The organism is Psychroflexus salarius (assembly GCF_900129035.1).
Taxonomy (GTDB): domain Bacteria; phylum Bacteroidota; class Bacteroidia; order Flavobacteriales; family Flavobacteriaceae; genus Psychroflexus; species Psychroflexus salarius.
In genome coordinates this window covers 274,894-287,258 of sequence record NZ_FQTW01000001.1, presented here as the reverse complement: position 1 = coordinate 287,258, position 12,365 = coordinate 274,894, and the positions used below count along the sequence as shown (strand labels likewise).

Sequence of the window (12,365 nt, the reverse complement as noted above, 5' to 3'; positions counted from 1 at the left end):
AAATTTGTATTATGGCAAACAATTCTACAATTAACAAAGACCAAGCTGTCGTTAAAAATGTATTTACTAAATTTTTAGAAGATAATGGTCATCGCAAAACACCAGAACGTTTCGCTATTTTACAAGAAATATATCAAAATCAAGAACATTTTGATATTGAGTCGCTTTACATTACCATGAAGAATAAGAATTACCGCGTAAGTAGAGCTACACTTTACAACACTATAGATTTATTGTTAGATTGTGGTTTGGTTCGTAAACATCAGTTTGGAAAAAACCAAGCTCAGTACGAAAAATCTTATTTTGATAAGCAACATGATCACGTTATTTTAACCGATACCGGTGAAGTAATTGAGTTTTGTGATCCTCGCATAGAGTCAATTAAAACAACAATCGAAGAAGTTTTTAATATTTCAATAGATAAACACTCACTGTACTTTTACGGTACTAAAAATAACACAGAAAAGTAATGGCTGTAGATTTACTGCTAGGCCTCCAATGGGGCGACGAAGGAAAAGGTAAAATTGTTGATTTCTTAACCAAAAAGTACAATATTATAGCGCGATTTCAAGGAGGTCCAAATGCTGGTCATACTCTAGAGTTTGATGGTATCAAACATGTCTTACACACGATACCTTCCGGAATTTTTCATAAAAACGCCACCAATGTCGTTGGTAATGGCGTTGTGATTGATCCTGTAATTTTTAAAAAAGAGCTAGAAGGTCTTGATCAATATAAAGTTGATTATAAATCATCTTTACTGATTTCAAGAAAAGCACACTTAATTTTACCAACGCATCGTCTGCTTGATGCTGCTTCTGAAACAGCAAAAGGTAAAGCAAAAATTGGGTCTACTTTAAAAGGAATTGGCCCAACTTATATGGATAAGACTGGGCGTAACGGTCTTAGAGTTGGTGATTTAGAGTTGAAAAATTGGAAAGAAAAATACCGTCAACTGGCTAAGAAACATCAAGCCATGATCGAATTTTACAATGTTGATGTTCAGTACAACCTTAAAGAATTAGAAGCTGAATTTTTTGAAGCTGTTAAAGTTATAAAAACACTACAATTTATAGATTCAGAAGAATATTTATACCAGGCACAGCAAAATGAAAAACCAATATTAGCTGAAGGAGCTCAAGGATCACTATTAGATATAGATTTTGGAACTTATCCATTTGTAACGTCTTCAAATACAACAGCAGCTGGTGCTTGTACAGGTTTAGGCGTTGCTCCAAATCATATTAAATCAGTTTTTGGTATTTTCAAAGCTTACACAACTCGCGTTGGTAGCGGACCATTTCCTACTGAATTGTTTGATGAAGATGGTGCGCAAATGGCCAGAGTTGGTCACGAATTTGGTGCAACAACTGGACGCCCAAGACGTTGTGGTTGGTTAGATTTGGTGGCCTTAAAATATGCTGTTCAAGTGAATGGTGTTACTGAATTAATGATGATGAAGGCGGATGTGTTAAGTGGATTTGAAAATTTAAAGATTTGTACCGCTTATAACTATCAAGGTCAGCAAATAAGTCATTTACCTTATGACATTGCGCCTGAAAATGTTTCACCAGTATATCAGTCATTTAAAGGTTGGAAAGAAGATATTTCAGCAATAACGAACTTTGATGATTTGCCTCAAGCTTTAAAAGACTACATAAAGTTTATAGAAAATAATGTAGGCGTTAAAATAAGTATTGTTTCGGTTGGTCCAGACCGTAAAGAAACTATTTTGCGTTAGCAGCTAAAACTATTTATTTAAAAAAAGCCACCCAAGGTCTTCTGGATGGCTTTTTTAATGATGACTAATCAGCTATAAACGTAAATCCTAACGAGCTTATATTTGCATTAAAATTTTGCGTGGTTCGCTCATAATAGTTATATTCTATTTGTATGCTTTTTAATCCAAAACCACCAATTTTAAATGAATTTAAAGGATCGTAATATTTAAAGCCTAAACCATATTGATTAGCATTATAAGACGCTAAATCGTAATCTGAGGTGTAAAATTCATCGGTTGACGATATGGTATTAAACTCACCAAAGTAGTCAGTCTGAGTTTGCGTGTAATAACGATAGCTAGGATATAAGGTGTAATTTAAACCAAACTTGATGGGTAATTCAACTTTAAATGTGTGTGAATCTATTCCCCAATTATCAGTATAATAGCGGTAGTAACTTCTTACAACAAAATTTTGATTGATGTAAAAACTCGAACGGTTACCTATGGCTAATTTTGTTCTTGAATTTGGCAAGCGTTCTACGTCATTGCCAAGCATAAAGTTTTCTATCATCGAGTCTTCAATATCTCCAAAATAAACCCGTTGATGTGGCGTTGAAAGTAGGCCATCTTGTACTACAAAATCGGCTATAAAAGAGGTTTGTATTGATTTTGAGAGTATCTGAGAAACACTTAAGCCTAAACTATATGAATTTCTATTTAGGGACTCAAAATTCGAATAGTTTGGTGAAAAGTTAATTTCACCCTCGTAGTTATATTCATTTAAATTGAAGCCTTCCCTAAACTCAATTGGGTATTGAGGATTCCATTGGTCTAAATAAATATTAGCTTTAAGCTGTATTTCAGTATTTTTTTGATTGAATAATTTGGTTAGACTTCCTCCAAAGCCAAATGAAGTATAATCATACTCGTTTGCAAAAGATACATTTGCACTTATAATGGTGTTTCTGTCATCTGACGAATGTGAGTAAGACGCCGTTAAGCCAAACCATGTGTCTTTTTCAGAAGCACCAGAAGAAGCAACAAAAGGATCAGCTGCTTGATTACCATCAAACGGATTTATGTTACTTGATGAAGCTGAGGTATAGGCTGAAACAGTCGCGTCAATTGCTAAAATATCGTCATCATTTAAAGGAATCGCTACGTTTATTGATGGTGCAATATCGCTTAATTCTTCTGTACCTCGACCACCAGTAACAGCTGCATTTTCGCCGTCTTGTGTGTAATAACTAGACAGTAAATTGACTTCAGTCGATTCTAGCACACGTTTTTTATACTCAGTTTCTTCTTGTGCAAAGCTTGCTAAGCTAACTAATGCAATTAGGCTATATAAAAGATAATTTTTCATTTTTGTTTAATTTAATTACAACCACAACCACCACCAGTTTTACCGCCATTGGCGCCTGCTGCTGCTTCACGATAAGATTGAAAAGTCGACTTGTATTTGTCTAATTGGCGTTCAGATAAGACCATGTCTGGATCGTTAATATTTATCTTCTCATATTCTTTAACCGCTACACAAGACGTAAAGAATAAGCTGATTAGAGATAGTTTAACAGTTGTTTTTATCATTTTGATGTAATATTTATTTGGTTTGAAGTGGCTAAACTGCCATTACTTTTAACTATAATTGCCTCGACATTTGGAAGTTGATTAATGAGGTTTAAACCAACATCGACTCCCATTACAAAAATGGATGTTGCTAGCGCATCGGCCATTTCGGCTTTAGGCGCAAAAACGCTAACACTTAAAATACCTTTTGTTGGTTGACCTGTTCTAGGGTCAATAATATGTGAGTAGCGCTCACCGTTAATAAGAACATATTTCTCGTAATTTCCTGAGGTAACTACAGCTTGGTTATTAATTTCAAATAGGCCATAACTTTTGGTTTTATTCATCGGGTTGGTAATAGCCACTTTCCAAGCGTTACCATCTGGTTTTTTTCCCCAAGTATTCATATCGCCAGAGGCATTGATGATGCCAGATTTAACCCCTTTTTTTATGAGAAGTTCTTTGGCTTTATCAGCGGCATAGCCTTTGCCTATAGCACCAAAGCCAATTTTCATTCCTTTTTTGGTAAGAAAAACAGTAGAGTTAGCTTCATCTAATTGAATATGTTCATAACCAATGGCTTCAACCGAAGACAAAAGTTTAGCTTGATCAGGCATTGTGGTTTCTTGCTTATTAAAATTCCAAATATGGTCTATTGAAGCAAAACTGATATCAAAGGCGCCATCTGTAATAGTTGAAAGTTGAATCGACCGTTTAATGAGTTGAAACAATTCATCATCTACTTTTACAGGTTTTAGGCCTGCATTTCGGTTAACAGCTGAAGTTTGCGAGTTAGTTTTCCATGACGATATCATAGTTTCAATTCGCTGTATTTCTTCAACAGCTATGTCAATGTAACTATTAGCTTCATTTTGAGAACTAGCAACAACCGTAATATCAAATTGGCATCCCATGAGTCCCATTTCACGCTTAAAAATTGACTGACCTTGAAGGTTAAACATCCATACAAAACCTAGTAGAATAATTAATTTATTGACCATAGATGGCTTCGATGTATTTAGTTGGCGTTAGATTTTTATACCCAAGTTGATTCATGACTTGACCATCAGCATCAAGTAAAACTACAAATGGAAAGTAGCCTTTAGTGTTGTAAGTTTCGGCTAAAGCCTTGTTTTTATCTTGCTGAATTTTTGGAAGTTGATTTTTTTTACGCTTTGGAAAATCGGCCTTTAAAAGCACTAAATTTTCTTTTGCGTGATTTTTAAACACTTTGGTTTGCCATATTTGGCGATCTAGCTTGATGCAAGGCGCACACCAATCTGAACCGGAAAAGACAAGTAGGATTTGTTTGTTTTCTTGTTCAGCTAGAATTTTAGCTTCGTTAAAATCATAAACCCAGTTTTGAGCATAAGTAGAAAGGCTTAAAGACAAACTAATCATTAAAAGTGATAACTTCATGACATTATTATTTACATCAAAATAACATCAAAAAAGCATTCAAAATCTATTTTGCTTTATATCTTAAGTGAATCTTAAGTTTGGCTTTTTTTCGGAATTGTAAGTGTAAAACAGGTGAGTTTATTAGAAGAAACCTCTACTTTTATGTTCAATAATTCTGCTGCTTTTGCAACTATGGCAAGGCCTAAGCCGTAGCCTTCTTGTTTTGTTTCATGATTTTTATTTCTAAAAAACGGGTTGAAAATTTCGTTGATTTCAGTCGGCGGAATTTTAGGACCTGTATTACAAACCTTTATTTGAAATTTACTTGATAATTCTTCAATTGTAACTTTAATTTCGCTATTGGTATCTGCATATTTAATAGCATTTGAAATTAAATTATCTAGGATGAAACTCAGGTATATTTTATTTGAGTTGAGTATGATATGTTTAGAATTACTTATTGAAATGGCTAATTGCTTTTCTAAAATATGAAGTTTATAGTTGGTTAATATCGATTCGATTAGTTGATAAACATTCAAGCTTTTAAGTTCAATATTCTGATTAGAATTACTGTTTAATCGAGCTAAAATCAGAAGCTTTTCGACAGCACTAGACATTTCATCTATTTTGATAATATTGGCTTTTATGACTTCAACATACTCTTCAGGTTGGCGATTTTTTCTAATTAGGACCTCTAAATTTCCTTTAATTACTGCTAATGGTGTTCTTAATTGATGTGAAGCATCTGCTGTAAATTGTTTTTCTCTTTTAATAGCAGCGTCAATTCGGTCAAGAAAATCATTTATGGCATTAGATAAGGTTTCTAACTCATCACCATTACTCATTTTAGTTACGCGTTTAGTTAAATCGTTCGTGTTAATATCTTCAACTGTTTTTGCAATGCGTGTAACTGGTTTTATGGTAATTCTAGAAATTAGTCTAGAGGTAAAAAAAGTGATAATTAATAAAATAGGGTAGATGATTAGTAATGTTTGCTGTAGTGTTTCAATCAGTAATTTTGCATCACCTAAAGGTACGGCAATACTTATAAAACCATTTATCGCTGCATCCTGACGAAGCGGAATTTGAATTTGCCTTAATGCTTGATTGTCAAGGTTTGTGTTTGAAATAAATGAATTTGTAATTTCTGGATTGACATGAAGTGAACGAGATTTTAAGTTTGGGGATTTGTCTAAGCTTAGACCATTTTTGTCAAAAAGTTCAACATACAATGGGTAGACTTCAATTTCTACATGTTCGCGTTCAAGCCATTCATCTTTGTAAGCAAAGTACAGCGTGTCTTTTTTTTGAACAACTTCAAAAACATGCTTTTTAGCTTCAAACTTTAAATCATCATCAATCTCATTGTAAACGGTTTTTTTTACAGTAAAATAAATACTCAAAAATACCAATAAACTAATGCTAGCAATGCCGATGACTGAATAAAGTGCAATTCTATTTTTGATGGATAGCTTCATTCTTGAGCTATAAAACCAATGCCACGAACTGTTTTAATAAGTTCATTTTTTTGGAGGTTTAATTTTTTTCTAATGGCATTCATGTAAACGTCAAGAACACCAGTATCATAATCAAAATGAATATCCCAAACTTGCTCTATAATAGATTGTCGATCACAAACTTGATTTTTATTTTTAACTAAATGGACTAAAAAATTAAATTCTTTTTCGGTCAGGTTAATCATTTCATCAGCCTTAGTAATTTCGTGTTTACTTATGTTTATTGAAATATCACCAATGTTAAGGATTTCGTCGATTTTAAAATGAATTCTTAAATGAGCTTCAATTCTCGCTAATAATTCATCAAAATTAAAGGGTTTCTTGATGTAATCATTAGCACCACTTTTTAAGCCTTCTATAGTATCTTCGACTGTATCTTTTGCGGTTAAAAAAATGATAGGCGTTAAAATGTTTTCAGCTCTTAATTGCCTACAAACATCAATGCCTTTAAGTTTAGGCATCATCCAGTCAAGTAAAATTAAACTGATGTTTTCAGACTTCATAAATTCTAAGACCGCTTGCCCATTTCTAACAACTTTACATTGATAGCCTTCTTCTGTAAGTCCTTGCTTAAGAAATTTTGCAATATCTAGTTGATCTTCAGCAATTAATATATTAAAATCTGATTTATTCATAATTATTAATGACTATGTCCGCCGCCACTATTGGTAATTAAATCAAAAACGCCTTTAGTTAAATATTGTGCTTTTAAATTCAGTTCATCAGCATTCAGTATTGGTTTATAGCCATTTTGAGGCACAGAACTTTTTATTTTTAACTTTGAAAATTGATATGTATTAGATGTTTTTTCATCAAGTTGTAAAATAAAGGTTTGATCATCTAGACTTGTAAAAGCTTCTTCCGGCAAAGCAATGATCTTTTTCTCATTAGTTTTAAGACTAGCATTTACAAACATACCAACTTTAAAGTTTACATTCTCATTTATAGGATGTGCATGTACACGAACACGTCTGTTTTGACTAATTTCAGCACCAATTAATCGCACATAAGCTTCAAACTTTTGGTTAGTTACTTCAGGAATCATAAAGCTTAAAGTGTCACCTTTATTAATGTTTAAAAGATCTTTCTCAAACACTTCTAATTCTAAATGTACATGATCTACATCTAAAATTTCCATAATCATATCAGATTTGGCTATAAATTTACCTTGCGCCACATTTAGTTTTGAAACTTTACCACTTATAGGCGCTAAAATATTAATTTCTGAAGTGAAATTTCCTTGAGCGACTTGTGCAGGACTAAGGTTCATCAACTTTATTTGCTCTTTTGCTGATGCCAATTGTGCTTTGGCATTTAAAAATTGGTTTTTAGTTGATTGAAATACTTTTTGTGCAATCACATCATCTTCGTAAAGGCTTTGTTTACGGTCAAATTCAGATTTTAAGTACTCTAAATTGCTTAAGGCTTCAACATAGTTTTGCTGAATTTTGATAAAGTTAGGATGTTTTAACTTCACCAAAACATCACCTTTTTTAACTTCATCACCCACAAGCAATTCAGTTTGGGTCACATAACCATCAAAATAAGCAGTTACTGAAGCTCTGTTTTTTGGTGGCACATCAATAATACCTGTAACTTCAAATTGTTCTGAAAATTTTTTGAATTCAGGTGTTCCTAATTGAAGTTCGGCTGACTTGAATTGTTGATGACTGAGAGTAATATGGCCAGCATCTGACTTGTTTTTATCTTCGGTTGAAGTTTCCGAAGAGTCACCACAAGAGCTGTTTAAGTTTGCAAAAATTAATAACAATAGTATAATAGAAGGTTTCATAGGTTTAATTTAATAAGAAGTAATTTAATTGAATAATGGTTTGATTATAGTCACGCAATTTGCTTAAATAATCAAGTTTAATGCGTTGTGCTTGTTCAATACTTTGCACATATCTAAAAAAGTCAATTTCACCAGCTTTATAACTCAATTTAGCTGTATTTAAAATTTCAATGGCCATTTTAAGCTGATGATTTTCGTAATTAGTTAAAGTATTGCTTTGAACCTTAAGCAATTCAATAAGTTGTTCTTGACCTTTTTTAAGCGCTATTTTAGCATCGGTAAGTTCGGCTTCTTTTGCGCGAGCTTTTAGTTGTGCCGATTTAATTTTAGATCGATCACCAAAAAACAATAATGGTACATTTAAGCCGATTTGATAACCGTTAAAGTTTTGGTCTATAGCTGAATTACTTCTGATAAAATAACTGGCTGAAATCCCAGGCAATAGTTGGTGTTTAGCTAATTTAGAAGTTTGCTCAGCCATTTTTTGATCGATGGTTAAAGCTGAAATACTTAAATTTTCATTTTGCTTTAAAACAGACTTTAATTCTAGCTTTTTAAGCTGACGACCTTTTAAAATTAAAGGTTCTTCAACTTGTAATAAGGCTTGAATTGCAAGTTTACTATTCGCTAAATCTTGTTGAAGCTGGCTGCGATCAATTTCAATTTGACTGGCTTTAGATTCAGCTGTGATTTTTTCTAAATAATTAGATTCACCTTCCTCAAATTTGCGTTTTGCCATTCGCGAGAACGCTTTATAAACTTCATAAATACTATCATAAACTCTAAGCTTTTCTCGCGCTTCTAAAAAGTTTTGATAGTTATTTTGAAGGGCTTTAATTTGCTTTAATTCAGTGATGCTAAGTTGGGTTTCTGCAAGCTCAGTTTTAACTTTGTTCAACTTCAACTTGTTCGCATACACCGTCGGAAAATCAAACTGTTGCACAATTCCCCATTGATATAAAGGTTGACTTGCAATAGGATCGGCTTCCGATTGGTCATAATTTTGATAGATTTGGATTTTATTGAACGTAAAGGCTTGTCCTTCGGCAGCTTTAGTACTTTCAGATAGAAGTTGTGCTGATTTTAGCTTATGATTGTTCTCTAACATCTTTTGTTTGAGCGCTTCAAATTCACCGTCTTGTGCATAACTAGATATCGAAGTTCCTAACAGTAAAATCACTAAAATGCTTAATGGACTATTTAATTTTAATTTTGGTGTTTTATTATTCATAGCATATAAAACCGGTAAAACAATTAAAGTTAGTAGGGTAGAAGTGACTAAACCACCAATAACTACCGTAGCTAATGGACGTTGAACTTCGGCGCCAGCTCCAGTTGAAATAGCCATTGGTAAAAATCCTAATGCCGTTGAACTTGCTGTGAGTAAAACCGCACGTAGGCGATCTTGTGTCGCATCAATAATGTGTTGTAAACTTAACTTGTCGTGTGTTTTTAAAATATCTTTAAAATATTCAACTAAAATAATACCATTAAGCACAGCAATACCAAATAAAGCAATAAAACCAACACCTGCCGATATACTAAATGGCATATCACGTAACCACAGTAAAAATATACCACCAATTGCAGAAAATGGAATGGCTGTAAAAATCAATAAGGCGTCACGGTGTTTTTTTAACGCAAAAAATAGCATGATATAAATTAAAATTAAGGCAATAGGCACGGCAATTTTTAAACGAGCTTTTGCACTTTCAAGATTTTCAAATTGTCCACCATAATTGATGGTGTAACCTACAGGTAAGTTGATATTGTTTTTAACGAGCTTTTGAATATCGGCAACGACTGAAGCTAAATCTCTATTTCTTACATTTACACCAACCACAATACGGCGTTTGGTATTGTCTCTTGAAATTTTGGCAGGTCCTTTATCATAGTTAATTTCAGCAACTTCATCAAGCGGAATTTTACCAGAATTTGGGGTGTCAATCATTAAACTTCTTAAGTCTTCAATACCTTGTCGTTGAGATTTTTGTAATCTAACCACTAAATCAAATCGTTTTTCACCTTCAAAAACAACGCCTGTTGCTTTACCAGCAAATCCAGCAGTGATCACTGAATTTATGGCTTTGATATTTAGACCATAGCGTGCAATTTTATTTCGCTTGTATTCAACAGAAAGTTGGGGCAAGCCAACAATTTTTTCAACCGAAATATCAGCCGCACCTTCTACATTTTCAATCAATTCTTGAATTTCGTTTCCTTTTTGCGTTAGAACATCTAAATCTTCTCCAAAAATCTTAATGGCAATGTCTGATCGAACGCCAGTAATCAATTCATTAAAACGCATTTCAATAGGTTGTGTAAATTCTAAATCCATTCCAGGAATCACGGCTAAGGCTTCTTTAATTTTTTGAGCCAACTCTTCTTTCGTGTCAGCACTTGTCCATTCAGATTTAGGCTTTAAACGCACAATGACATCAGAATCTTGCATAGACATTGGGTCTGTTGGGACTTCAGCCGCACCAATTCGTGTAACCACTTGTGTAACTTCTGGGAATTCTTCTAATAAAATTCCTTCAATTTTTGTAGTGCGTTCAACGGTACTTTTTAATGACTTACCTGTTTTTAAAATAGGTTGAATTACAAAATCTCCTTCATCTAAAGTAGGCACAAATTCGCCACCCATTTTCGAGAATGTAAAAACACCTATGATGACCAATAAAATGGCAGAAACCAACACAACTTTTGTATGGTTTAAAGCCCATTTTATAGAAGGTAAATAGGCTTTTTTTATACCATCTATTAATCGTGTTGAAAATGTAAAGGTTTTAGCATTGGGTTTTAAAATTAAGCTACAAGCGACAGGAACCCAAGTAAAACACAAAATCATGGCACCAATTAGTGCAAAGCTGAAGGTTAATGCCATCGGTCTAAACATCTTGCCTTCAACACCACTTAATGATAAAATGGGAATAAAAACAATTAAAATTATAAATTGTCCGAAAATAGCTGAGTTTAGCATTTTGGATGCACCATTAAATGTAATTTTATCTTTTAGTTTTACAATTTCAGTTGAAGTCTTTCCTTTAAATTCGTTAGAACGTTGCCATAATTTAAAGGCCACAAACTCCACTATAATGACGGCTCCATCTATGATGATTCCAAAATCTAAAGCACCTAAACTCATTAAATTGGCATCTACACCAAACACATACATTAAGCTAATAGCGCTTAAAAAACTCAACGGAATAATAGAAGAAATCACTAAACCAGCTCGCCAATCACCAATTAAAACAATAACAATAAAGGCGACCACAAGAAACCCTAAAATTAAATTTTCGGCAATGGTAGAAGTTGTTCGGCCAATAAGTTCAGAGCGATCTAAAAAGCCATTAATGTAAACACCTTCTGGCAGACTGTCTTCAATTTCTGAAATTCTAGTTTTAACAGCATCGATCACTCGTTTTGAGTCAGCATCTTTGAGCATCATGACTTGACCTAAGACTTTTTCACCTTCACCATTTCCAGTAATTGCGCCAAATCGTCTTGCATGTCCAAAGCCAACTTCAGCAATATCTTTAATATAAATAGGTTGATTGTCTCGAACTGTCACCACAATATTTTCAATATCTTCAAGACTTGAAACGAGACCTTCACCACGTATAAAATAGGCTTCATCATTTTTTTCAATATAGCTTCCGCCAGCGATGGAGTTATTATTTTCTAATGCTAAAAACAACTCATTAATGCTAATCCCTTTAGCTTGCAGTTGTTGCGTGTTTATACTAACCTCGTATTCCTTTAAAAAACCGCCCCAAGTATTTATTTCAACCACGCCAGGAATCCCTGAAAGCTGGCGCTTAACAATCCAATCTTGGATGGTACGCAACTCTGTGGCATCATAATCGTTTTCAAAGCCAGGTTTGGTTTCTAAGGTGTATTGGTAAATTTCGCCTAAACCAGTTGTAATAGGTCCCATTTGTGGCGTTCCAAAACTAGCAGGAATTTTTTCGGCAGCTGTTTTTAATTTTTCCGCAATGAGTTGGCGTGGTAAATACGTGCCTAAATCATCTTCAAACACAATCGTAACTACCGATAGTCCAAATTTAGAGACCGATCTAATTTCTTTAACGCCCGGCAAATTAGCCATTTCTAATTCGACGGGATAAGTGATAAATTGCTCAACATCAGCCGTTGATAAATTACGCGATGTGGTGATGACTTGCACTTGATTATTGGTAATGTCGGGAACCGCACCAATTGAAACCTTGAATAGGGAATAGGAGCCAAAGCCCACTAAACCTATAACAAACAAAATAATTAAGAATTTAGATTTTAAACTAAATTCTATGAGTTTTGATAACATGAAATTTTAAATTGAAAGATTAAACATAAGTTGATA

10 protein-coding genes are annotated in these 12,365 nt (G+C 33.6%); 2 read left to right on the top strand and 8 right to left on the bottom strand.

The genetic code is table 11. The features are described from left to right. Nucleotides 1–11: 11 nt before the first annotated feature. Together BUB82_RS01285 and BUB82_RS01280 are read left to right on the top strand one after the other, a co-directional pair. Complete coding sequence (locus BUB82_RS01285) at nt 12–470, top strand: Fur family transcriptional regulator (RefSeq protein ID WP_073190926.1); 459 nt, start codon at nt 12–14, stop codon at nt 468–470. Then, on the top strand, nt 470–1,741 hold the full coding sequence (locus tag BUB82_RS01280; RefSeq protein ID WP_073190923.1) for an adenylosuccinate synthase: 1,272 nt from the start codon (nt 470–472) through the stop codon (nt 1,739–1,741). Before BUB82_RS01285 ends, BUB82_RS01280 begins: the two co-directional genes overlap by 1 nt. A 64-nt stretch (nt 1,742–1,805) precedes the next feature. Here the strand turns inward: BUB82_RS01280 and BUB82_RS01275 are convergent, their stop codons facing one another. The 8 genes from BUB82_RS01275 to BUB82_RS01240 form a co-directional block, all read right to left on the bottom strand. Next, nucleotides 1,806–3,089 carry a DUF3570 domain-containing protein gene (locus BUB82_RS01275; RefSeq protein ID WP_073190920.1) on the bottom strand — a complete coding sequence of 428 codons (1,284 nt, stop codon included), beginning with the start codon at nt 3,087–3,089 and terminating at the stop codon, nt 1,806–1,808. Between the two features lie 11 nt (nt 3,090–3,100). Next, nucleotides 3,101–3,313, bottom strand: a complete 213-nt coding sequence (locus BUB82_RS01270; RefSeq protein WP_073190916.1) for a DUF4266 domain-containing protein — start codon at nt 3,311–3,313, stop codon at nt 3,101–3,103. Continuing rightward, nucleotides 3,310–4,293, bottom strand: a complete 984-nt coding sequence (locus tag BUB82_RS01265; RefSeq protein ID WP_073190912.1) for an FAD:protein FMN transferase — start codon at nt 4,291–4,293, stop codon at nt 3,310–3,312. Before BUB82_RS01265 ends, BUB82_RS01270 begins: the two co-directional genes overlap by 4 nt. Next, complete coding sequence (locus BUB82_RS01260; protein ID WP_073190908.1) at nt 4,283–4,711, bottom strand: thioredoxin family protein; 429 nt, start codon at nt 4,709–4,711, stop codon at nt 4,283–4,285. Before BUB82_RS01260 ends, BUB82_RS01265 begins: the two co-directional genes overlap by 11 nt. 74 nt (nt 4,712–4,785) lie before the next feature. Next, nucleotides 4,786–6,171, bottom strand: coding sequence for a sensor histidine kinase (locus BUB82_RS01255; protein WP_073190905.1), 1,386 nt, complete (start codon nt 6,169–6,171; stop codon nt 4,786–4,788). Then, nucleotides 6,168–6,845 carry a response regulator transcription factor gene (locus tag BUB82_RS01250; protein ID WP_073190903.1) on the bottom strand — a complete coding sequence of 226 codons (678 nt, stop codon included), beginning with the start codon at nt 6,843–6,845 and terminating at the stop codon, nt 6,168–6,170. Before BUB82_RS01250 ends, BUB82_RS01255 begins: the two co-directional genes overlap by 4 nt. Nucleotides 6,846–6,850: 5 nt before the next feature. Continuing rightward, the gene (locus BUB82_RS01245) at nt 6,851–8,002 is read right to left on the bottom strand and encodes an efflux RND transporter periplasmic adaptor subunit (RefSeq protein ID WP_073190900.1); all 1,152 of its coding nucleotides are present in this window, start codon (nt 8,000–8,002) and stop codon (nt 6,851–6,853) included. 4 nt (nt 8,003–8,006) lie between these two features. Then, on the bottom strand, nt 8,007–12,329 hold the full coding sequence (locus tag BUB82_RS01240; RefSeq protein ID WP_073190897.1) for a CusA/CzcA family heavy metal efflux RND transporter: 4,323 nt from the start codon (nt 12,327–12,329) through the stop codon (nt 8,007–8,009). Between the last annotated feature and the right edge of the window lie 36 nt (nt 12,330–12,365).